The 22,434-nt window shown below is 32.3% G+C and carries 20 protein-coding genes; 12 read left to right on the forward strand and 8 right to left on the reverse strand.

Annotated features, from left to right (window positions below):
• Positions 1 to 67: 67 nt before the first annotated feature.
• Genes Q0870_RS09750 through Q0870_RS09770 form a run of 5 tightly spaced genes read right to left on the reverse strand, consistent with a single transcriptional unit; the run spans position 68 to position 3,888 of the window.
• On the reverse strand, positions 68 to 325 hold the full coding sequence (locus tag Q0870_RS09750) for a hypothetical protein (protein WP_298555151.1): 258 nt from the start codon (positions 323 to 325) through the stop codon (positions 68 to 70).
• 38 nt (positions 326 to 363) lie between these two features.
• On the reverse strand, positions 364 to 870 hold the full coding sequence (locus Q0870_RS09755) for a hypothetical protein (RefSeq protein ID WP_298555152.1): 507 nt from the start codon (positions 868 to 870) through the stop codon (positions 364 to 366).
• A 58-nt stretch (positions 871 to 928) separates the two neighbouring features.
• Positions 929 to 1,864: a glycosyltransferase family 2 protein gene (locus Q0870_RS09760; protein ID WP_298555153.1), complete on the reverse strand. Its 936-nt coding sequence runs from the start codon at positions 1,862 to 1,864 to the stop codon at positions 929 to 931.
• Positions 1,865 to 1,870: 6 nt separating this feature from the next.
• Complete coding sequence (locus Q0870_RS09765; RefSeq protein WP_298555154.1) at positions 1,871 to 3,199, reverse strand: hypothetical protein; 1,329 nt, start codon at positions 3,197 to 3,199, stop codon at positions 1,871 to 1,873.
• A gap of 5 nt (positions 3,200 to 3,204) precedes the next feature.
• A complete protein-coding gene (locus Q0870_RS09770; RefSeq protein WP_298555155.1) occupies positions 3,205 to 3,888 on the reverse strand; it encodes an ATP-binding cassette domain-containing protein in 684 nt (227 codons plus the stop codon).
• A gap of 197 nt (positions 3,889 to 4,085) precedes the next feature.
• On the opposite strand from Q0870_RS09770, the gene Q0870_RS09775 reads away from it, so the two are divergent.
• Together Q0870_RS09775 and Q0870_RS09780 are read left to right on the forward strand one after the other, a co-directional pair.
• A complete protein-coding gene (locus Q0870_RS09775) occupies positions 4,086 to 7,124 on the forward strand; it encodes a tetratricopeptide repeat protein (RefSeq protein WP_298555157.1) in 3,039 nt (1,012 codons plus the stop codon).
• Between the two features lie 106 nt (positions 7,125 to 7,230).
• Positions 7,231 to 8,970: a TonB-dependent receptor gene (locus tag Q0870_RS09780; RefSeq protein WP_298555159.1), complete on the forward strand. Its 1,740-nt coding sequence runs from the start codon at positions 7,231 to 7,233 to the stop codon at positions 8,968 to 8,970.
• Between the two features lie 169 nt (positions 8,971 to 9,139).
• Here Q0870_RS09780 and Q0870_RS09785 read toward each other — a convergent pair whose 3' ends face one another.
• Positions 9,140 to 9,835 carry a class I SAM-dependent methyltransferase gene (locus tag Q0870_RS09785; RefSeq protein WP_298555161.1) on the reverse strand — a complete coding sequence of 232 codons (696 nt, stop codon included), beginning with the start codon at positions 9,833 to 9,835 and terminating at the stop codon, positions 9,140 to 9,142.
• A gap of 101 nt (positions 9,836 to 9,936) precedes the next feature.
• Between Q0870_RS09785 and Q0870_RS09790 the strand changes: the two genes are divergently transcribed.
• Together Q0870_RS09790 and Q0870_RS09795 are read left to right on the forward strand one after the other, a co-directional pair.
• Positions 9,937 to 10,428, forward strand: coding sequence for a YkgJ family cysteine cluster protein (locus Q0870_RS09790; protein WP_298555163.1), 492 nt, complete (start codon positions 9,937 to 9,939; stop codon positions 10,426 to 10,428).
• 113 nt (positions 10,429 to 10,541) lie between these two features.
• Positions 10,542 to 11,381 (forward strand): sterol desaturase family protein, encoded by an 840-nt coding sequence (locus Q0870_RS09795; protein ID WP_298555165.1) that lies wholly within the window; start codon positions 10,542 to 10,544, stop codon positions 11,379 to 11,381.
• Here Q0870_RS09795 and Q0870_RS09800 read toward each other — a convergent pair.
• Positions 11,378 to 11,773: a DUF2721 domain-containing protein gene (locus Q0870_RS09800; RefSeq protein WP_298555167.1), complete on the reverse strand. Its 396-nt coding sequence runs from the start codon at positions 11,771 to 11,773 to the stop codon at positions 11,378 to 11,380. The genes Q0870_RS09795 and Q0870_RS09800 overlap by 4 nt on opposite strands.
• A gap of 68 nt (positions 11,774 to 11,841) precedes the next feature.
• On the opposite strand from Q0870_RS09800, the gene Q0870_RS09805 reads away from it, so the two are divergent.
• From Q0870_RS09805 to Q0870_RS09830, 6 genes are all read left to right on the forward strand, one after another.
• Positions 11,842 to 13,113, forward strand: a complete 1,272-nt coding sequence (locus tag Q0870_RS09805) for a DUF2851 family protein (protein ID WP_298555169.1) — start codon at positions 11,842 to 11,844, stop codon at positions 13,111 to 13,113.
• Positions 13,114 to 13,157: 44 nt separating this feature from the next.
• Positions 13,158 to 13,385 carry a PspC domain-containing protein gene (locus tag Q0870_RS09810; RefSeq protein ID WP_189360545.1) on the forward strand — a complete coding sequence of 76 codons (228 nt, stop codon included), beginning with the start codon at positions 13,158 to 13,160 and terminating at the stop codon, positions 13,383 to 13,385.
• Complete coding sequence (locus tag Q0870_RS09815) at positions 13,382 to 14,401, forward strand: potassium channel protein (RefSeq protein WP_298555173.1); 1,020 nt, start codon at positions 13,382 to 13,384, stop codon at positions 14,399 to 14,401. Before Q0870_RS09810 ends, Q0870_RS09815 begins: the two co-directional genes overlap by 4 nt.
• 108 nt (positions 14,402 to 14,509) lie before the next feature.
• Positions 14,510 to 16,141, forward strand: coding sequence for an alanine/glycine:cation symporter family protein (locus Q0870_RS09820; protein ID WP_298555175.1), 1,632 nt, complete (start codon positions 14,510 to 14,512; stop codon positions 16,139 to 16,141).
• An 18-nt stretch (positions 16,142 to 16,159) separates the two neighbouring features.
• The gene (locus tag Q0870_RS09825; RefSeq protein WP_298555177.1) at positions 16,160 to 17,038 is read left to right on the forward strand and encodes a helix-hairpin-helix domain-containing protein; all 879 of its coding nucleotides are present in this window, start codon (positions 16,160 to 16,162) and stop codon (positions 17,036 to 17,038) included.
• Positions 17,039 to 18,208, forward strand: coding sequence for an acyl-CoA dehydrogenase family protein (locus Q0870_RS09830; protein ID WP_298555179.1), 1,170 nt, complete (start codon positions 17,039 to 17,041; stop codon positions 18,206 to 18,208).
• A 572-nt stretch (positions 18,209 to 18,780) separates the two neighbouring features.
• Here the strand turns inward: Q0870_RS09830 and Q0870_RS09835 are convergent.
• Positions 18,781 to 20,961, reverse strand: a complete 2,181-nt coding sequence (locus Q0870_RS09835; protein WP_298555181.1) for a molybdopterin-dependent oxidoreductase — start codon at positions 20,959 to 20,961, stop codon at positions 18,781 to 18,783.
• 226 nt (positions 20,962 to 21,187) lie between these two features.
• Here Q0870_RS09835 and rpsU point away from each other — a divergent pair, with 226 nt between their 5' ends.
• Entirely contained in the window at positions 21,188 to 21,382 is a 195-nt protein-coding gene (gene rpsU, locus Q0870_RS09840) for a 30S ribosomal protein S21 (RefSeq protein WP_298555182.1), read from the forward strand.
• Positions 21,383 to 21,519: 137 nt separating this feature from the next.
• Positions 21,520 to 22,410: a tyrosine-type recombinase/integrase gene (locus Q0870_RS09845; protein WP_298555183.1), complete on the forward strand. Its 891-nt coding sequence runs from the start codon at positions 21,520 to 21,522 to the stop codon at positions 22,408 to 22,410.
• Positions 22,411 to 22,434: the final 24 nt, after the last annotated feature.

Here is a 22,434-nt window from a genome sequence, read left to right on the forward strand (position 1 = left end):
AATTGAAAAATAGTTTTGAAGTTCATAAGAAAAAAAAATTTTTTAAATTTTATAGGTTATTTTTAATCTAATTTGTATGGGATAAATTATTGATTTTAGTCAAAATAAAGTGTATTATTAGTTTCGGCTTTTTTGCTAAATAAAACTTGTCTTTAAATAGTATTGGCTCACTTTTAAACTTATGATTAAGGTTTTGTTTATTAATAAAATTATCAATACGTTCTGTTTGAGCTGAATCTATACCATAATGCCTTGCATACCATGTGTGGCATAACAAAGCTTTATCATCAAACCAAACTTCATTGGCAATACCGTCAGGTTTCATTTTTGCATTTAAAAACAGAATTTTTTTGTTATTTCTCCTTAGCCATAGATAGAAGCAGTAATATGGCTCAAATAAACTTTGGCATTATAAGCAAAATTTAGATGTTGTAAATCTTTGAACTCATTCGGCTTAGTATATTGATGCTTTAACATAGCTCTTTTATCCCAAATTCCGAGCACAGTTTTTAAATTTAAAATAGAAAAGAAAGTATTAATAACGTAAGGGTTATGGTTTCGATGTGCTATTATACCTCCATCCCTAACACCTGCGACTGTATAGTCTTCATTAATCATTCTCTCAATTATAGCAAATACTGTGTCAGGTTTATAAAAAATAACATCTTCATCGGCCATAATCAGCCATTCTATTGCTGTATCTTTTAATTTAGAAATCATAAATTTAATACTATCTATACCGTGCATACGATTTCTACCATCTATGACGTATCTTTTAATTCCTTTAGGAAAAAGTATCGAAGTTTTTTCGTAAAGTTCAAAATTTACTACTGTAGTTAATATTGCTATTTTAGATTTATGGATACCCATTTAGTTTAATTTATTATAAGACAAATATAGGTTAGTTAGTCTAAATATTGTTGGGAAATTATTTATAAGAAGAAATGTAAATACCTTTTGAAATCAAAAAAAGATGCCATTTTTTAAGAAAAATAACCACCGATGAAGGCATTTGCAATAAAACGCGCTGTTTCCAATTAAGCAGTGTGGTGTCAATTTCGGGCAATAACTTTTTAAATGTTGCTATATTTTTAGCTCTTTTACATTGAATAGCAAGTGAGTATCTGTTTAGTGTTAGGTAAAGGTGCAATGATGTATTGTTTTGTTCTTCAGCTTTAAAGCTATTAAATAACAAAAACTTCCCTTCTTGATGGTTTTCTTTGGAGAGGCTGTTTTGAACAGTTTTATCATAATAGCAAGTAATTTTAGGATTAAAAACTATGGTTTTTTCTAATCCAAAACGTATCAAAAGATCTAGGTCTTGCCCAGAAATTATAGTAGAATTAAAGCCACCAATTTTTACAAATGCTTTTTTATTTATTACTATCGCTGAAGTCCATCCAATAGGGTGAATAGTACTAGCCCTAAAATAATCTTCTATTATTTGCGGTTTTTCTTTTGGTTTAATATTGTAAGTAGCATTTTCAATATGCGATTTAGATAGTTTTAAAGCATAGGCATTGCAAAAAAGATCGGCATCGGTAAATGCCGAGATAGATTTGTAGTGTTCTTCTAGATGATTTGGGTACCATACATCATCCGCATCTAATAGTGCCATGTATTTTCCATTAGCTTTGCTGATGCCAAAATTTCTAGCACTTGAAGCCCCAGCATTCTCTTGAGAATAGATGTTTATTCTGCTGTCTGAAATCGACTCTACTTTTTCTAGACTTTTATCAGTAGAACCATCATTAACAATGATAATTTCAAAATCAGAAAAACTTTGTTTAAGAACATGCTTTATAGTGTGCTCTATTTGCTCTTCTTTATTGTATAATGGTATTATTACTGAAAAAAATGGCATAATAGTTTAGTCTGTCTTATGTTCTTTTGTTATTATTTCTGCAATACGTTTTGCAGTATTTAGTTCTTTATCTGTAATAAACCCATCAACTAAATGATTAAAAAATAATGCATTTAAAAAAAGATGTATTGCGTTTTTATCAGGTTGAAAACGTATAGCATCTTTTAAAGTTTTCGATAAATTATCATTATTATCATAAGTGATACAAATTCGTGGGTTAGCATAATAAGAATCCCCTAAAACTACAGTAGGCTTATATCTTGCAATAGCTTCTAACCCAACAGTAGAGTTGTTCACTATTACTACAGCAGCTTTTTTTAACATAGTATCTACATTTAGATTTGTATCAAAATCAATAGCATGTAATTTGGCGTAGTCATACAGTTTTTTTTCATATTTTCCTTTATACACAGGGTGTTCTCTAACTACAAGTTTTGTGTTTATAGGCAAGTGCTCTTTAATTGTTTTAAGAATATCAAAATGTGTTTTAAAAGTACTGTGGGAAATCATATTTACATCTAAAGGCACCTGTAAAATTAAAAAAAACACAGGTTGACTATAGGTTTTACTTTTTTCTAATAGTGATGCTTCTTTTTTATATTTTTTTGGAAATTGAAATGTATCTGTATACATTAAATCTGGCGGAAATACTATGGTAGATTTGAAAAGAAGATTGAGTGAATAGTCACAAGCTCTATAGAATCCAGATCTTTTATATTTTTCTGGTTTAGTTCTATTAATAAATGATGTAATTAATGTTTGTTGTGATGTATCAATTGTTTTTTCGTTTTTGTTGATAACAAAATCTTTAATTGAAGCATTAGCATTAACACCCTTTTTATCAAATACAGTAGTTCCAAAAGGCCCCTGTTCGATATAATAAATTTTTGAATTGTTTTTTTTTGCTAATGTTTTTGTTACTTCTATTGCTAGTCTAGAATCACCTATTAAAAGTACTACATCAGGTTTGGTATCTATAAATTCATGCTCTAATATATCTATGTAAGACATGGCTTGGAGCATTAAATTTGTTTTGGAAATTTTAGAATTAAGCTTTAGGTGATAATTAATTAAAGACTCTAGTTTTATAGTTTTATATATAGTACTTTCTTCTAATAAATACTTGTATTTTTTTTTATTCAAAAGTACATTTATCCATGCTTTTAGTGATAAGAAAGACGAAGGTGTACGTCTTATAAAAGCATAAAAAAAACCACTAAAAAAAACACTTTTAATTTTAAATTCTAGATTTGGAAAATCCTTGTTCAGCTCATGTTTAATTCCAATAAAGAATCTTGAGAATTTATCATAATAACCAATACAAAGTACTTTCATGGATTTTACCCTTTACGCTGCACCACCTCATAAACCTGATTTTCGTCACACTTTAAAGTTTTGCTAGGATACTTTAAAAGCAATGCATAATCGTGGGTAGCCATTAAAATAGTATTGCCGTTTTTGTTTATTTCCTGAAGTACCTCCATAACTTCTACACTAGTTTGCGGGTCTAAATTACCTGTAGGCTCATCGGCAAGAATAAGTTCAGGGTCGTTCAGTAAAGCTCTAGCAATAGCCACACGTTGTTGCTCACCTCCTGAAAGTTCATGCGGGAATTTAAAACCTTTAGTTTTCATGTCTACTTTGGTTAAGACCTCTTCAACGCGTGTTTTCATTTTGTCTTTGTCTTTCCAGCCGGTAGCTTTTAAAACAAAAAGCAAATTATCATTTATAGTTCTATCACTAAGTAATTTAAAATCTTGAAAAACAACGCCTAATTTTCGTCGTAAAAAAGGGATGTCTTTTTCTTTTAGATTTTTTAAATCGAAATCAACAATATGTCCTTCACCTTGATTAAGCGGTAAATCGCCATAGAGCGTTTTCATAAAACTACTTTTTCCGGTACCCGTTTTTCCAATTAAATATACAAAATCACCTTTGTCAATTTTTACATTAACATTGGAAAGCACTAAGCTTTCACCCTGAAAAATAGAGGCGTCTTTTAATTCTAAAATTGGATTTGACATGTAATAGGTTGAGTTTTAAAACGTGATGTAAATGTATTACTAAAAAGTTAAATCTTAAAAGTTAACGATTAAAACTTTAGTTTATTTCCAATCAAAATTTAACATTTAATAACTCGGTTTATAATTATGGCACGATTATTACGTTATAGCATTTAGTTTGAATTATCTTTGATTTTAATTTTAAAAATTAATCCTAAATGGCTAAGAAAAGTATCATTTTATTAGTAGTTGCTATAAGTTTTAGTCTTCATATCATAGCACAGCAATCTGCTACATATACAAGTGGTTTGGTTGATTATCAGAAAGCATTGTCGTTATATAATAATCAACAATACCAAGCTGCACAGTCCATGTTTAGTACTGTTAAAAAGACTGCAAAAGAAGATATTTTACAATCTAATTGCACCTATTACATTGCTAATTGTGCGGTGCGATTAAACCAACAGAATGCAGATCAATTAGTAGAGAATTTTGTAAAAGAGTATCCAACAAGTACAAAACGAAATACAGCATTCGTTGATGTTGGTGACTATTACTTTGAAAACTCTAAATATGCCTATGCTAGAAAATGGTATAATAAAGTAGATGAAGAAGCTTTAGGAAGAAAGGAACGTGAGAAATTTTATTTTAATAATGGTTATACAGCCTTTTCAACAAAGCAATATAAAGATGCTAAAAAGTATTTAACCAAAGTTGAAAACTCACCAGAATTTGGTTCACAAGCTAAGTATTACATTGGTTTTATGGCTTATGAAGGCGATGATTACGATAGAGCTAATGAGTATTTTGAGCAAGTAAGCGATCAAGAACGATACAAAGAGAAACTGTCTTATTATCAAGCTGATTTAAACTTCAAATTAGGAAAATTTGATAAAGCTATTGAATTGGCTAAAGAAAGAATAGAATCTAGTGATGAAAATGAAGTATCAGAGCTATCTAAGATTATAGGTGAGAGTTATTTTAATTTAGAAAAATATGCAGAGGCTATTCCGTATTTAACTGAGTATAAAGGAAAAAAAGGTAAAAGGGATAAAGTAGGAAAATGGAATAATACAGATTATTATCAATTAGGGTATGCATATTATAAGCAAAAAGATTATGATAAAGCGATTTCAGAATTCAATAAAATAGTAGGAGGTAGTAATTCTATAGCTCAAAATGCCTATTACCATTTAGGTGAGAGTTACATCAATTTAGATAAAAAGCAAGAAGCGCTGAATGCGTTTAGAAATGCATCGCAAATGAATTACGATTTAAAAATTCAAGAGGATGCATGGTTAAATTATGCCAAAATTAGTTATGAAATTGGAAATCCGTATCAATCAGCACCTCAAGTTTTAGCAGGTTATTTAGAGAAATACCCAGAAACTAGTTATAAAGAAGAGATTGAAACGTTATTAATTGATTCTTATATCACTTCAAAAAATTATAAAGAAGCCTTGAAACTATTAGAAGATAAAAATAGTTTTGAAAATAAAGTTGCTTACCAAAAAGTAGCGTTTTATAGAGGTTTAGAATTATATAATGAAGGCAATTATCAAGAAGCCGAATCATTATTTGATGCTTCGTTAAATGAATCGCAAGACCAAAAATATACGGCTAGGTCAACATTTTGGAAGGCTGAAGCAGATTATAACTTAACTAATTATGATGATGCGTTAATTGGGTTTAAACAATTCCAACAACAAACAGAAGCTTCGTCAACTCCAGAAATTGAAAATCTTGATTATAATTTAGCTTATACCTATTTCAAATTGAAAAACTATGGGAAGGCTACAGAATACTTTAACAATTTCATTTCAAATAAAAGCGAAGATAAAGTACGGTTGAATGATGCTTATTTACGGTTAGGTGATGGTCATTTTGTGTCAAGTCAATACCAAAGTGCCATTTTAGCTTATGAAAAAGCTATTCAGATAAATGAAATAGATTCAGATTATCCCGCATTTCAAAAAGCAATAAGTATTGGATATACAGGCCAATCTTCAAAAAAAATAAAAGGATTAGAGCAGTTTATTTCTGACTATCCTAAATCAAAATTAAGAGACGATGCACTTTACGAGCTTGGTAATTCTTATGTAAAAGCCAATGAAACGGATAAAGCCATGAAAGCTTACAATCAATTGGTAATCGAGTATAGAATGAGCTCGTTTGTTCCTAAAGCCTTATTACGTCAAGGTTTAGTGTATTATAACGGAAGTGAAAATGAACGCGCATTAACCAAATTCAAAAAAGTTGCAGGCGATTATCCAGGAACTCCTGAAGCAGTTCAAGCAGTTTCAACAGCCAGATTAATTTATATTGATTTAGGACGCGTAGATGAATATGCCAATTGGGTGAAGCAATTAGATTATGTAGAAGTTACCGATGCTGATTTGGATAATGCAACCTACGAAGCAGCTGAAAAACAATATTTAGATAATAATACAGATAAAGCAATAAAGCAGTTTAATGGTTACTTAAATCAATTCCCCAACGGAATTCATGCCTTACAATCGCATTTTTACATCGCGCAATTATATTATAAAAAAGATTTACTCGAAAATGCCGCGCCACACTATAAATATGTTGTTGATACAAGCCAGAATGAATTTACAGAAGAAGCTTTATTACGTTTATCTCAATTTTATTTGGAAAGCAAAAGTTGGAATAAAGCGATTCTTATTTTAAAACGATTAGAAGAAGAGGCTAATTATCCACAGAATATTGTATTTGCACAATCTAATTTAATGAAAGTAAATTATCAATTAGAGAATTTTAATGATGCTGTAACCTATGCTGAAAAGGTATTAAAAAGTTCAAAAATTGATAATAAAATCAAGAGTGATGCCCATATTATTATTGCACGTTCTGCAATGAAAACTGGTGATGAAGCTAAAGCGAAAACAGCTTATGCAAATGTTGAACACGTTGCTACAGGTGAAACAGCAGCTGAAGCTTTGTATTTCAATGCCTATTTTAAAAATAAAGAAGGTAAACATGAAGCATCAAATAAATCGGTACAAAGGCTAGCCAAAGATTTTTCAGGATATAAATATTATAGTGCTAAAGGCTTAGTGCTTATGGCTACGAATTATTATGCTTTAAATGATGCGTTTCAAGCTACATATATTTTAGAAAGTGTCATTCAAAATTTTCCAGAGTTTGATGATGTGACTTCAGAAGCAAAAACAGAACTCAGTAAAATTAAAAGGGAAGAAGCAAAAACAAACTCATCCATTTTACCAGAAGATTAGTTTTGTTAGAAGTTAGAAGTTAGAAGTTAGAAGTTAGAAGTTAGAATGTCATGCTGAGCGCAGTCGAAGCATCTCATCAATCATAAATCAAAAAATTAAAAAAAATATGCGTAAGCAAATCAAAATTATATTAACAGGGATTCTTTTATTAAGTGTAGCTTTAGGGTTTTCTCAAAGAACTCAAAATGACACCATAAATACAGGAGTTATAGACGTTGTTAAACCCTATACACCAACAATATCAGATGCATTTAAAGTTAAAGAAGTACCAACTTTAAATGATGAAACAACCCAAACAAAAAAGGAAATAAAGTACAATATATTTTCATTTCCAGTGGCATCAACCTTCACACCTGCAAAAGGAAAAGCGGCAGTTGTAGAAAAGCAAGCGCCAGTAAAATTATTTGATAATTATGCAACATTGGGTGTTGGAACGTACACTACAATTTTAGGCGAAGTGTATTTAAATCATGCTATTAGCAGAAACGAAAGTATAGGTGGTTACGTAAGTCATCACTCATCTGCAGGAGGTCTTGAAGGGGTTCTTTTGGATGATGGCTTTTCAAATTCTAAAATTAATGTAAATTATTCGTCACGTTTAAGAGATTTAGCATGGCATGTAGAAGGTGGTTTTCAACATCAAAAGTATAATTGGTATGGCTTGCCTGAAAATTATGCTAATAACCAAGAATTTGCAAATACTTTAGATGTTGGGCATTCTTTTTTTAGCGCCCATTTTGGAGGTGATATTAGTTTTGAAGATACTTATATTAACTCAGGAAGCTTCTTTTTTAGACGCTTTGGAGACAATCAAGGCTCTGGAGAAAACAGATTTATTGCTAATGTTAAAGTTGATGTGCCAATTAACGGAGAAGAAATTTCTACCGATTTAAAAATTGATTATTTAGGAGGCATGTTTGATAGAAATTACTTTACAGATGATGAATTAAATTACGGGAATTTTCAGATAGGTATTTCACCTACTTACGAAATGAAACAAGATGATTTGACATTACATCTTGGAGTTACTGCGGTGTATTCTAATGATAGAGATACAGGCGATAGTAGTTTGCATATCTACCCAAATATTACCGCAACGTATCGATTGGTAAATGATGTGTTAATTGCCTATGGAGGAATAGAAGGTGGATTAATTCAGAATTCTTACTACGATTTTGCTATCGAAAATCCATTTGTATCTCCAACTTTATTCATCATGCCAACTGACCAGCAGTACAATGCTTACATAGGATTAAAAGGAAAGCTATCAAGTAATATGAGTTATAGCGTTAATGGAAGTTATATTGCTGATAGAAATAAAGCACTCTTTATTAATAATATAACATCTTTTGATTTACTTGGTGCTGAAGATTATGAATATGGAAACTCATTTGGAATTACATATGATAATGTAGATACTTTTGGTGTTTCAGGAGAAATAAATGTAGATGTAAATAGAAACTTTAAACTAGGTTTAAAAGCAGAATATTTTACCTATTCTACAGACAATCAAGCTGAAGCTTGGAATTTGCCAGATGTAAAAGGGTCTTTGTTTTTAGACTATCAAATAGACGAAAATTGGTTTACTGGTGCTAATTTGTTTTACACAGGCGAACGTAAAGATTTATTGAGTATAAACGACCCCATTGAAGGCTTAAGATCTATGACGGTAGTTTTAGATAGTTTTTTTGACGCTAACGCACATGTAGGTTACCACGTAAATGAGCAACTTTCAGTATTTGCAAAAGCCAATAATATTGCAAATAATGCGTATCAGAAATGGCAAAATTTTCCAGTGCAGAGTATTCAGTTTTTGGCCGGGGCAACTTATAAGTTTGATTTTTAATACTAGTGTCACCCCGAACTTATTTCAGGGTCTCATAAATATTGGGGCGTTACCCCGAAAAGGGGTCAGGCTTTCCGTTACAAGTCCTCGCACCTCCTTCGTCGGGCTGTGGGCTTTTCTCTGCAATCCTTAACGCGGGCTTACCTAGTTTTAGTTCAGTAATTTAACTTTAGCTCAACCTCGCCAAATAATCAAAATGCTCACCTTTCAAAACCAATTCACATTGCAAGCCAATCGATTCACAAGCCAATTTTAAAGTTTCAAAATCTAAATACAACCATTTCATAGGCACTTCTTTTTCATCTTTATAAGACAAAAAATAATCAAGTTCACCATAGTAGCCAGCATTCATATCCATCCAATAGCCACCATCTTCATCCTCGTACATATATTTAATATCAGACGAATCAATTAAAATCTGCCCGCCAGATTTCAAAAGACTTTTTAAATGTGATAAATATTTTGAAACTTGAGTAAGGTCTTGAAAAATCCCAGTGCCATTCATCAACAATAAAACCGTATCAAACGTTTTAGTTTCATCTAAAAGTGAAACAACTTCAGCATTATTAACGCCTCGTTGTTTAGTAACTTCAATAGCACCTTCAGATATATCAATAGCTTTAACATCAAAGCCTTTTTTTTGTAAATACAAACTATGATTTCCAGAACCACAACCAACATCCAAAACCGACCCTTTACAAAGTTTTAAAGCATGTTTTTCTAATTTAGGCATGTCTTTATAATCCCTAAACAAATAGGGGATTGGTAATACATCTTCATCAGAAATACTCGTAGAGGTTATAATATCCTCAGAATAATTTCCGTTTTGATAATCCAATAAAGCTTTTCCGAAAAGGTCTTTCAAAATTTAGTTTGTTATATCATGTTGAGCGCAGTCGAAACATCTTAGTTAATTTAAGATTATTTGATACACTTCAAAATGACAAGTTTGTTTATTTTTACACCATGCAAGACATTATAAACAATCTTCCAAAGCTCGCCAAAGATAAACATAACGAGAACAAAAAGTTCTTCGCGAAGCTTAAAAAGAAACCGCCGAAAAACTTGGATTATACCATGCAAGATTTGCACGAACATGAATTTGAGCGTACTGATTGTTTAGAATGTGCAAACTGTTGCAAAACCACAGGGCCTTTGTTTACAGATAAAGATGTAGACAGAATTGCAAAACATTTCAGAATGAAATCGCACCAATTTATTAGTCAATATTTAAGAGTTGATGATGAGAATGACTATGTATTGAAAAGCGTACCATGTACTTTTCTAGGAGCCGATAATTATTGCTCAATTTACGATGTTAGGCCAAAAGCATGTAGAGAGTTTCCACATACCGCTAGAAAAAAGTTTCAACAAATTTCAAATCTCACTTTAAAAAACGTTGCCATTTGTCCAGCAGCGTTCAATATTGTAGAAGAGATGAAAAAGAGAATCAAGTAGTTTATAGTCTCAAAACTTTGCGTCTTAGCGCCTTTGCGAGACAATTTTTATCAAAAACGTACTAAAAATTTTTATGAAATAAAAATCTTTATCTTTAAAACAAAAAATATACTTTGGAAACTATTTTAAATTATTTTGAAACCATTCCGCCAATTCATAGGGGAGCTATTATTGTTGGAGGGTTAACTTTTTTCTGGATTTTAGAAGGAGCAATGCCTTTGTTTAATTTTAATTACAAAAAATGGAAACATGCAGTTCCAAATATATTTTTCACCATCACAACAGTTGCCATAAATCTTCCAATGGCGTTTCTTTTATTACTTTCTGCCGATTGGGTAATGGTAAGCAATTTCGGGATTCTTAATTGGTTACCAGAAATGTCTTTAGCTTTATATGTTGTTTTAGGCGTATTTTTAATGGATTTTTTTGGTGCATATTTACCACACCTTATTGAGCATAAAGTACCGCCATTGTGGATGGTACATTTGGTTCATCATTCCGATCATAAAGTAGATGCTACAACAGCCAATAGACATCACCCAATAGAGAGTATTATTAGATATACATTTACCTTAATTGGTGTTATTGCAATAGGCGCTCCAATCGGTTTAATTATGTTGTATCAATCTTTGTCAATTATTGCAACACAGTTTAGTCATTCAAACATTAAATTGCCTAAAAAAGTAGACAAATTAATAAGCTATGTGTTAGTTTCTCCTGATATGCACAAAGTACATCATCACTACAAAATGCCATACACAGATTCTAACTACGGAAATATCTTTTCAGTTTGGGATAGATTATTTGGAACCTATATGGAATTAGACACTGATAAAATAGTCTATGGCGTAGATGTATTTCCTGATGAAACTAAAAATGGGAATATTAAAGATTTACTAAAACAACCATTTCAGAAATACCAGAAACCAACTTCATTTGAGACTAAAAATTAGTTTTCATCAATATCACTAATATGCTCTTCCCAAGCTTTTGCTGAAATTTGAATTTCAACTATTAAAAGTGCAAGCGATACAATTAGTAAAATTAAAGCCAAGCCAAAAATCCATACAGCGATAGTATTTTGCTGAATGTAAATTAAAAACATAGTTAATACACAAAATAATAAACTAGTTATACCCAAAATTTGCATGTATCTGGTAAGGTATAACCGATGCTTTATGTTTTTAATTTGCTTATAAAAACGCTTGTCATGATTATTTTGATACTTATCATATAAATCTCTAATTGCAGAAGTATAAGCTATAAATCTGTTGGTATAAGCTAGCATAATAAGAGAAATAGCAGAAAATAAAAGGGCAGGTGTAGTTAGAGTAAGTTCTTCCATAATTCAAATTTCTTTTAATTTTTTCCAACATCAAATAAAAAAGTGTAATATTTTTCTAATTTAGTTGCATGCAAGAAGACTTCCTACATTATATCTGGAAACACAAAAAAATTGAATTCAATAATTTAAAAACAACTTTAGGGCAATCTATTGTAATTTCTAATGTTGGGCAACATAATTTTAATTCAGGACCAGATTTCTTTAATGCAAAACTCAAAATAGGAGATCAGCTTTGGGCGGGAAATGTTGAAATTCATATTAAATCTTCAGACTGGTTTTTACATAATCATGAAACTGACAAGGCTTATGATAATGTGATTCTTCATGTCGTTTGGGAAGATGATACAGAAGTATTTAGAAAGGATAATACAGCCATACCAACTTTAGAGTTGAAAGATATAATTGACACGTCGTTATTAAACAACTATGAAAAACTATTTATTAAACAAAGCAAATGGATTAATTGCGAACATGATTTTGCATCGACAGATGATTTTGTCTTAAATAATTGGATAGAACGATTATATTTTGAACGTTTAGAACGAAAATCTGAATCCATAGAAACGCTATTAGCAGAATCAAAAAACGATTGGGAAGCTGTATTATTTAAAATGCTAACTAAAAATTTCGGACTAAAAGTAAATGGAGAATCATTTTTTAGTTTGGCAAAATCTATAGACTTTTCAATAATTAGAAAAACACAATCAAGCCCTCTTCTTTTAGAAGCCTTATTATTTGGGCAATCCGGTTTGTTAGAACAAGATGTTGAAGGTGCTTATTATTCAAATTTGGTAAATGAATATCAATTTTTAAAGCAAAAATTCAACCTTCAAAATAGTCAAGTTTTACCAATTCAATTTTTTAGATTACGACCACCAAATTTCCCTACTATTAGATTATCGCAGTTAGCAAGCCTTTACAATAAACACCAAAATTTATTTTCAAAAATCATAGAATTAAATCAATTAGAAGACTTTTATGAACTTTTTAAAGTATCAACTTCAGAGTTTTGGAATGCACATTATACCTTTCAAAAGGAATCAAAATCTTCCACAAAAACATTATCAAAATCATTTATAGACTTATTGCTTATAAATACTATTCTTCCAATAAAATTCAGTTATGCAAAACAAAAAGGAGAAGAAATAGATTCTGAAATTATAAAAATAGTTTCAGCATTAACTGCCGAAAAAAACAGCATAATTAACAAGTTTAATAGTTTGAAAAAAGTGTCAAAATCGGCATTAGAATCGCAATCACTAATTCAGCTTAAAACAGAATATTGCGACAAGAATAAATGCTTGCAATGTGCAATTGGAAATTCTCTTATAAACAAATAAAGCTATAAACTTTTAAACTAAAAAAGTAAGTCTTAAATTGCAACATGAACAATATTTATAAACCCTTATTGTTTTTTCAAAAGCATGGATATTACGTTTGCCAGCGTATAGCAGATCGTTTCGGTATTAGAGCCAAAGTGGTAAGAACTTCTTTTATGTATTTAACTTTTGTTACTGTTGGTTTTGGTTTTGCATTATATTTATTTTTGGCATTCTGGATGCGTATTAAAGATTTAGTTTATACAAAACGCTCATCGGTTTTTGATTTATGAATCCACTTATAACCTTTTTTAGGACTAAAATTTATACAGCTATATTACTGCTAGTCATAATTATGATGATTGGTGTTACAGGTTATGTGATGATTTCTGGATATTCATTAGTTGATGCATTTTACATGACTGTGATAACTATGAGTACGGTAGGTTTTGGAGAAGTTTATCCGCTTGACGACGAATCTAAAATATTCACAATATTCTTAATATTAGCAAGCGTTGTTATTGTCGGATACGCTTTGTCTATAATTACAGAATACATTTTAAGTAAAAATGATGTTGAAGAATTAAAACACAAAAAGATGCAAAAAAAGATTGATAGTTTTAAAAACCACATCGTAATTTGTGGTTATGGGAGAAATGGAAAGCAGGCTGCTAGAAAACTAAAAGCATACGATAAGCAGTTTGTTGTTATAGAAAAAGACAAAGAGTTAGAAGAACGTTTACAACTGGATGATGTGCCCTATGTAATTGGAAACGCTAATGAAGATGAAACTTTAATTACTGCAGGTGTAGAAAGAGCGGCATGTTTTATTTCTGCATTACCAAATGATGCTGATAATTTGTTTGTAGTGCTTTCTGCAAGGCAATTAAATAGAAAAATAAACATTATCAGCCGTGCTTCAAATGAATCCTCTTATGATAAATTAAAATATGCAGGAGCAAATAATGTAATATTACCAGACAAAATAGGAGGTGACCATATGGCGTCTCTTGTTGTAGTTCCTGGCTTAATGGAATTTATTGATAATTTATCAATTGTAGGAAAGTCTGATATTAATATTGAAGAGGTTGCAGTAGAAAAATTTTATGATTCTGAAAAGCCTAGAACTATTAAAGATTTAGATTTACGTAAAAATACTGGATGTACAGTAATTGGCTATAAAGATGAAAATGGCGAATATATTGTTAATCCTGAGGCAGAAATGAAATTGGCACGTAATTCAAAAATTATTGTTTTAGGACGACCAGAGCAAATAAAAGCCTTAAATTCTGAATATGATATTGATTAGTAATTTTGCTTTTTTAACAGGCTTTGTTTTAAAAAATCATTTTTTTTTAGCATCTTGCTTGCTTTTAATAAGAATTATTCAATAAAAACTAACTAACCCACATAACTTATGAAGAAGTATCTTCTTTCAATTTTTACATTAATAATTCCATTTTTAACATTTGCGCAGGAAACAGTCGAAAAAGGTTTAGACCAACAAATAGATGAAGCATTTCAACCTGTAGCAGATGGTTTTTTTGATTTTATATTCTTTCCAATTTACAAAAGTGATGCTATTACAATTCCTTTTGTACTAGTTTTACTAGTAGGTAGTGCATTATTTTTTACTATTTATTTCAAGTTTCCAAATATTTTACACTTCAAAACAGCAATAAATGTTGTTAGAGGTAAATTTGATGATATAGATCATCCAGTTGTAGAACCAGCTTATGGTGATGTAACACCAGGAGGAGATTCTATAGAAACTATAAGAGATGAAAGCGAAGAAGGAGAAGTATCACACTTTCAAGCACTAGCAACAGCAGTTTCTGGAACCGTTGGAAATGGAAATATTGCAGGTGTAGCTTTAGCAATTGCTTTAGGTGGGCCAGGTGCAACATTTTGGATGATTGTTTGTGGTTTATTAGGAATGTCTACAAAGTTTGTTGAATGTACTTTAGGTGTTCAATATAGAGATGTTGGAGAAGATGGAACTGTTTACGGCGGGCCAATGTACTATATTAGTAAAGGTCTAAAAGAAAAAGGCTTTGGAATGGTTGGTAAAATTGCTGCTGTATTTTTTGCAATTTTTTGTATTGGTGGATCTTTTGGTGGTGGAAATGCTGCACAGTCTAATCAAGCAACCATTGTATTAAAAGAATTAATGGGATTGGAAAGCTCAAGTGCGGGTGCTATTATTGGATTGGTACTTGCTGTTTTAGTTGGTATAATCATTATTGGCGGTATTAAAAGAATTGCTCAAGTAACTGAGAAAGTTGTCCCTTTTATGGCTGTTATGTATTTGATAGCATGTTTATATATTATTGGAACTAACTTTTCATTTATAGATGATGCTTTCGGTTTAATTTTTAGAGAAGCATTTAACCCTACAGCATTTGGTGTTGGTAGTATTATAGGTGTTCTATTAGTAGGATTCCAAAGAGCCGCTTTTTCAAACGAAGCTGGTGCAGGTTCAGCATCTATTGCACACTCAGCGGTAAGAACTAAATATTCAGCATCTGAAGGTTTAGTGGCGTTATTAGAACCATTTATTGATACAGTTGTTATCTGTACAATGACGGCTTTGGTTATTATCATATTCAATTTTGGCGGTGGTGATGGTGCGATATTTCAATATGGAGGCGATGGTTCAGGTGCAGTATTAATTGATGGTGTTGCTTATGAAGGAGCTGGAATTACATCACAGGCATTTGCAGCTTACATACCTTACTCTAACGTATTCTTAACTATAGCGGTTGTTTTATTCGCAGTATCAACTATGATATCATGGTCTTATTACGGATTACAATCTTGGAAATTTTTATTCGGTAGAGGTAAAGTAGCAGATTTAACATATAAATTATTATTCTTATTATTTGTAATTATTGGAGCTGCGGCTAGTATGGGGTCAATCTGGAAATTCTCAGATGCAATGATTTTTGCAATGATTTTCCCAAATATGGTTGGTTTATTTTTCTTATTCCCTGTTGTTAAAAAGCAATTAAAAAGATATCTTGGTGCTATAAAAGAAGCCAAAGAATAAATATTTTAAATAAATTATATGAAATCCCATTTCACGTTTTCTAAAGAACAGCGAAATGGGATTTTTTTATTATTAATTCTCATTGTAATATTTCAATGTATTTATTTTTTTGTTGATTTATCTTCAGACACTATTGAAGTAAACAAAGAGGAATTAACTAAATTTACTAAAGAAATAGATTCTTTAAAGTTGGTTCAGTTAGAGGAAAGTAAGTCAAAAACATACCCATTCAATCCAAATTTTATAACAGACTATAAAGGGGCTACTTTAGGAATGACTAATCAAGAAATAGATAGGTTATTAGCATTCAGAAAACAAAATAAATGGATTAATTCCGCCAAACAATTTCAAGATATTACTAAAGTTTCAGATTCGCTATTAGAAGCAATATCTCCCTTTTTCAAATTTCCAGAATGGGTAACAAATCCTAAGCCTAAAACAGGTTCAAGCTACAGCTATAACAACAAGCCAAAAACCTACGCGCAAAAACAAGATTTAAATACTGCAACAGCACAACAACTTCAAAAAGTAAACGGTATTGGTAAGGTGTTTTCAGACCGAATTATAAAGTATAGAAATAAATCAAAAGGTGGATTTATCGCGGATATAGAGCTTAATAATGTTTATGGTTTAGAACCAGAAGTTGTAGAAAAAATCACAAAACTATTCACCGTAAAAACACCTAAGGCTGTTAGTAAAATCAATTTAAATTTAGCTACTGTTGACGATTTAGTTACCATCCCGCATATAGATTATGATTTAGCACACAATATTGTTGAGCAACGTCAACTAAGAGAAGGTTACAAATCAATAGGCGAATTAACAAAAGTTAAAGACTTTCCTGTAAATAAAATCAAGATAATTGAATTATATTTGCACTTCGAAAAAGAAAACTAAATGAACAGTATTTACTTCACAGAAGAGCATAATCTTTTTAGAAAAAGCCTTCAACATTTTTTAAAAAAAGAAGTTGTTCCACATATTGAAAAGTGGGAAAAAGCAGGGAGTATTGAGCGTTTTATCTGGAAAGAATTTGGAGAAATGGGATTCTTCGGGATTAACTATCCTGAGGCTTATGGAGGTATGAACCTAGATTTGTTTTATACCATAATTTTCTTAGAAGAACTTCAAAAAATAAACTCAGGAGGATTTGCTGCAGCAATATGGGCACATGCTTATTTGGCAATGACACATTTAAATGCCGAAGGTAGTGAGGCTATCAAACAAGAATATTTAGTACCAAGTATAGTAGGTGATAAAATTGGTTGTCTTTGTATTACAGAACCCTTTGGCGGAAGCGATGTAGCAGGTATGAGAACAACGGCAGTTAAAAAAGGAGACCATTACATTATAAATGGATCAAAAACATTTATAACCAATGGTGTAAGTAGTGATTATTTGGTCGTGGCTGCAAAAACAACACCAGAATTGGGTAATAAAGGCATTAGTATATTTGTTCTAGATAGAGATATGGCAGGTATATCTGCAACCAAATTAGACAAACTAGGTTGGCGTGCTTCAGATACAGGAGAAATAGCCTTTGATAATGTGAAGGTACCAGCGGAAAACCTTCTAGGAAAAGAAAATCAAGGCTTTTCATATATCATGCAACACTTTTCGTTAGAGCGATTAATTATGGGAGTTAATGCCCATGCACGTGCAGAATTCGCCTTAGAATATGCATTACAATACATGAGCGAGCGACAAGCCTTTGGTAAATCTATCGATAAATTTCAAGCGTTAAGGCACCGTATGTCAGATTTGTATACAGAAATGGAATTTTGTAAAACCTTCAACTATGCAGTAACAGCTAGGTTAAACAAAGGCGAGTATGTTGTTAAAGAAGCTACCATGTCAAAACTTAAAACCACCAAAATGGCAGATGAGGTCATTTATGAATGCCTTCAATTTTTGGGCGGTTACGGTTACATGGAAGAGTACCCAATGGCACGCCTCTTGCGAGATAGCAGGTTAGGACCAATAGGAGGGGGAACCTCAGAAATTTTACGTGAGATTATTGCTAAAATAATAATTGATAAAAAAGAATATCGTCCAGCAACTAAGTAGCATATTTTTTTTTAGTAAAAATCATAATCGACAAAAAAGAGTACAAGCTAGCAACCAAATGATTTGTTGTTTAACTGTGTCATTTATAGATGTATAGAGAGCTAGGGCGTTACCTAGAAGGGGCGGGATTTCCACTATATCTTTTGTTTTTTTTGTCATTCCTGCGAAGGCAGGAATCTATTAACCAAATTATAGTTTCACACTAAGTTTATTTCTATTTTATATAAAGCAAAACGATGCTGTTTCAATCCCTGCACGAATCTTTGCTGTTGTTAAAAGACAAACACCATATGTTGACACTATGAAGCTTGCCTCATAAAAAAAATAAGATTTTATTTGTTTAAATCATAGAATATGCAGATTGTTGCTAACATCTGTTTTTAAGCCGAAAGTTTTTTGTTTTTGGAGAGGTTTGTTTAACAGTTTTGTATACAAATCGTTGCTGTAATTCGTCCGAAGGACAATCTAATTGAACCTAAATAAATATGGCATTTTAAGCGTAATCTCCGTTTAGGAAATCCGCAAGCAATGATTTTTAGAGATTGTTAGGTATATGTTTACCTATTTTAAACTTATGTCTTTACTACCTGAACGCGACAATCTTGAAATGCGGCCCCTCCACCCCAGAGCATGATGTCTGTCAATCGATCATCAGTTAGGTTGTTGGATGCCTGGCCACCTTTGACCAATGAAGGCCAGTAACCATGTGGCATACATACTACTCCTGGCCGAATTCGCTTTGTAATTTTCGCTTCGAGGATTACTTTGCCACGTTGGTTGAATGCCATCAATTCATCCCCATTTTGGATATTACGTGCATTTGCGTCTTCCGGATGTATGTCAAGCCATAGACGGCCTTCTTTTTGCCTGAGGTGTTTGACATTGGCATGCGAGGAGTTATGAAACCCTTTTGTGTTTTTAATTGTCAAAAGCTGCAATGGAAAATCGGATTTTTCCAACTCAGAATAGGCTACATCCTTGTACGCCGGGAGGCGGCTGCTTGGACTAATAAATTCGCATTTGCCGCTGGCTGTACCGAAGTTGCCTTCCTTATGAGGTAAAAAAGGTTCAGGAATTTTGTACCTCGCCCAGCCGTTTTCTTGCATGTAGTCAAAATCAATTCCCTCCAAATAGGGATGATTTGAATCAAAAGCTGATTTTACAATATCCTTGTCAGATTCTTTGAAACATTCCTCCGTATACCCCATTTTCTTTGCCAATAGTCGGAAAAATTCGCTGTTCGGTTTGGCTTCACCTAGTGGGGCAATAGCTGGTTGATTGATGTTGATATACAATTGACCCCAAGAATCCCCAATGTCCCAATGTTCAAGCTGTGTTGTCGCCGGGAATACGTAATCCGCATATTTTGCAGTCTCGGTCATGAAATGCTCCAATACCACGGTCAGTAGGTCTTCGCGCTCGAGCCCTTTTTTGGTCAGGTTTGCATTGGGTGCCGTGACCATTGGATTCGAATTATAAATAAAAATCGATTTGATAGCCGGATTTAGGTCGGGGTTATTGAGTAGCTGTCCAATCTGAACCATGCTAAGCGCACGCTTCGGTTTTGTTGGCATTCGATCGTGATAGCCTAGTCGCTCCCAGTTGAGTGCACGACCGCTCATCTCAAAAGTCATATGCATCAAGCCACCACCTAGTTTGCGCCATGCTCCGGTTAATGATGGTAATATAGCCACCGCTCTAGTGCCGTCTCCACCGTTGTAATTGTGCTCAATCCCAACCAGAATACGAATCAGCGAGGGGTTACCGTTGGCATACTCCTTGGCCAATTGGATAATGTCCTCTTCCGGTAAACCGCAGATATTTGAAACGCTTTTGGGGTCATAGGACTTGACGTGTTCCTTTAAATCTTTATAACCTGAGGTGTAATTGTCAATATAATCTTGATCTACCAAACCTTCAGTAATAATAACATTCATCATTCCCAAAGCCAGTGCTACATCGGTACCAGGCAGTGGTTGAATATGCCAATCGGCTTCTTTGGCCGTAGCAGAAACAAAAGGATCTACAACGATGATTTTTGCCCCAGCTTTCCTTGCTTTTAAAACGTAAGGCCATTGGTGAACATTAGATTTTTTAGTGTTGGTGCCCCAAAGGATGATGTATCGACTGTGAACCATATCTTCTGGCAGCACACCCATTGCTGTGCCATTCACTTCAAAGTTTGCCGGTATTACAGCACCTCCACAAATCGTATGCGCAATAACGGAAGCTTCCATTCGGGCAAAAAACCGGCTACTCATCACGGACTTTTGTATCAGGCTTTGGGTTCCCATGTATCCGTGAGACAGGACTGATTCACTGCCATGCCGAGCAATTGTTTCCTTGAGCTGATCTCCCACTTCAAGGATGGCCTGTTCCCAGCTAATGGCTTCAAATTTTCCTTCTCCTTTTTTTCCAATTCGCTTCATTGGTGTGAGCAATCTATCGGGGTGATATGTAATGTCCTCAGGGAAAGTTTCCATCTTTCCACATAGTTTGCCTGCTGTAAAAGGGTTCGCTTTGTCACCACCAAAAGAAACGACTCTACCATCTTGTACTTCAACCTTCCAACTACATGAATCAGGACAGTCATGGTAACATACACCATGAAAAGTTGAAGTTTTTGTAGGTCTATGACTAGTAGAGCCAAGTATCGAACTAGGAAGAATTGTAGCTAAATGAAGACTAGCGTAACTTTTGGCTCCTAAATTGACAAATTTTCTGCGTGTGATCTTGTTTTCTTTCTTGTCCATAAATGATAAATTTTGATTAATTTGTGCAAGGATTTGGATTAATTGCCCATAACATAAGACATATATGAAATTTTTGTTAATGTTTTACATTAGAATGTTATACGAATATAGTTGAAAATTTTTACAAATTAAAATGTAAAAAACACCAAACCAAACAATTGCAAATTCTAAATTACTTTTTATATTTGCGCCTTGAAAATTCTAAAAGAGAGGAGGTTAATACACTATGTTAAAAATACCCGTTAAAGAAGGAGAAAATATAGATAGAGCATTAAAGCGTTACAAACATAAGTTTGTAAAAACAACGATTAAAAACCAGTTGCAAGAACGCAAGCAGTTTACTAAACCCTCAGTTGAGCGTAGAGCGCAAGTTAAAAAAGCGCAATACATCCAAACATTAAGAGATGCAGAAGAGGTTTAATTAACTTCTTTTATTATAATTTGAAAATCCCGCTATTTATAGTGGGTTTTTTTTGCTCGATTATTAAATAAAAGATTGTACATTTATCTAGAACAATACAAGAAGTCTAAAAATCTAACCTTCTAACAATCTAAACTTTGTCTTTTCTACCTTTTACAGAATACCTACTGCTAGAAAAAAACTACTCTAAGTTAACAGTAAAAGCATATCAAAATGATTTAGAAGATTTTTCAAATTTCATAAAAGAAGAATATGAAACCAATTCCATAAACAAAGTAAACTACGGCCAAATACGAAGCTGGATAGTAGCACTGGTAGAAAGTGGTTTATCAAACAGAAGCATTAACCGAAAGGTATCAGCATTAAATACCTATTATAAATTTCTTTTAAAGATTGGAGATATTAAACTTAATCCTTTATCAAAACACAAAGCACTAAATACAAGTAAAAAAATTCAAGTACCATTTTCTGAAGCAGAAATAAAAACAGTTCTAGACGATTTAAACTTTGCTGACGATTTTGAAAGTGTTCGAGATAAATTTATTATTGAATTATTTTATTCAACTGGTATTAGGAGAATAGAACTTGTTCAACTCAAATTATCAAATTTAGATTTAAATAATAATACGTTAAAAGTGCTAGGTAAAAGAAATAAAGAGCGCATCGTTCCGTTATTAAAATCAGTAGTACAAACAGCAGGTAAGTATTTAAAAAAAAGGAGTATGTTAGAAAGTATTTCAGATAAAGAAAATCTCTTTTTAACAAAAAAAGGCATTAAAATATATGAAACACTTGTTTACAGAATAATAAATCAGTATTTTAGTTTCGCATCTTCAAAAGTAAAGAAGAGTCCACATATTCTTAGGCACTCCTTCGCTACGCATTTGTTAAACCAAGGTGCAGATTTAAATGCTGTTAAAGAACTCCTAGGACATTCAAGTTTAGCTGCTACGCAAGTTTATACACATAATAGTATAGCAGAATTAAAAAAAGTGCACATTAATGCGCATCCAAGAAATAAAAAGTAGCATTTATAAAAATATTGTCTAACC

The sequence above is a fragment of the uncultured Algibacter sp. genome (assembly GCF_947487575.1).
Taxonomy (GTDB): Bacteria; Bacteroidota; Bacteroidia; order Flavobacteriales; family Flavobacteriaceae; genus Algibacter_B.

What these genes read in the sequence shown, in the direction of transcription:
- Q0870_RS09750 (WP_298555151.1), bottom strand. Translation starts at nt 325, where the DNA reads ATGAAACCTGACGGTATTGCCAATGAAGTTTGGTTTGATGATAAAGCT.
- Q0870_RS09755 (WP_298555152.1), bottom strand. Translation starts at nt 870, where the DNA reads ATGGGTATCCATAAATCTAAAATAGCAATATTAACTACAGTAGTAAAT.
- Q0870_RS09760 (WP_298555153.1), bottom strand. Translation starts at nt 1,864, where the DNA reads ATGCCATTTTTTTCAGTAATAATACCATTATACAATAAAGAAGAGCAA.
- Q0870_RS09765 (WP_298555154.1), bottom strand. Translation starts at nt 3,199, where the DNA reads ATGAAAGTACTTTGTATTGGTTATTATGATAAATTCTCAAGATTCTTT.
- Q0870_RS09770 (WP_298555155.1), bottom strand. Translation starts at nt 3,888, where the DNA reads ATGTCAAATCCAATTTTAGAATTAAAAGACGCCTCTATTTTTCAGGGT.
- Q0870_RS09775 (WP_298555157.1), top strand. Translation starts at nt 4,086, where the DNA reads ATGGCTAAGAAAAGTATCATTTTATTAGTAGTTGCTATAAGTTTTAGT.
- Q0870_RS09780 (WP_298555159.1), top strand. Translation starts at nt 7,231, where the DNA reads ATGCGTAAGCAAATCAAAATTATATTAACAGGGATTCTTTTATTAAGT.
- Q0870_RS09790 (WP_298555163.1), top strand. Translation starts at nt 9,937, where the DNA reads ATGCAAGACATTATAAACAATCTTCCAAAGCTCGCCAAAGATAAACAT.
- Q0870_RS09800 (WP_298555167.1), bottom strand. Translation starts at nt 11,773, where the DNA reads ATGGAAGAACTTACTCTAACTACACCTGCCCTTTTATTTTCTGCTATT.
- Q0870_RS09805 (WP_298555169.1), top strand. Translation starts at nt 11,842, where the DNA reads ATGCAAGAAGACTTCCTACATTATATCTGGAAACACAAAAAAATTGAA.
- Q0870_RS09810 (WP_189360545.1), top strand. Translation starts at nt 13,158, where the DNA reads ATGAACAATATTTATAAACCCTTATTGTTTTTTCAAAAGCATGGATAT.
- Q0870_RS09815 (WP_298555173.1), top strand. Translation starts at nt 13,382, where the DNA reads ATGAATCCACTTATAACCTTTTTTAGGACTAAAATTTATACAGCTATA.
- Q0870_RS09820 (WP_298555175.1), top strand. Translation starts at nt 14,510, where the DNA reads ATGAAGAAGTATCTTCTTTCAATTTTTACATTAATAATTCCATTTTTA.
- Q0870_RS09825 (WP_298555177.1), top strand. Translation starts at nt 16,160, where the DNA reads ATGAAATCCCATTTCACGTTTTCTAAAGAACAGCGAAATGGGATTTTT.
- Q0870_RS09830 (WP_298555179.1), top strand. Translation starts at nt 17,039, where the DNA reads ATGAACAGTATTTACTTCACAGAAGAGCATAATCTTTTTAGAAAAAGC.
- Q0870_RS09835 (WP_298555181.1), bottom strand. Translation starts at nt 20,961, where the DNA reads ATGGACAAGAAAGAAAACAAGATCACACGCAGAAAATTTGTCAATTTA.
- rpsU (WP_298555182.1), top strand. Translation starts at nt 21,188, where the DNA reads ATGTTAAAAATACCCGTTAAAGAAGGAGAAAATATAGATAGAGCATTA.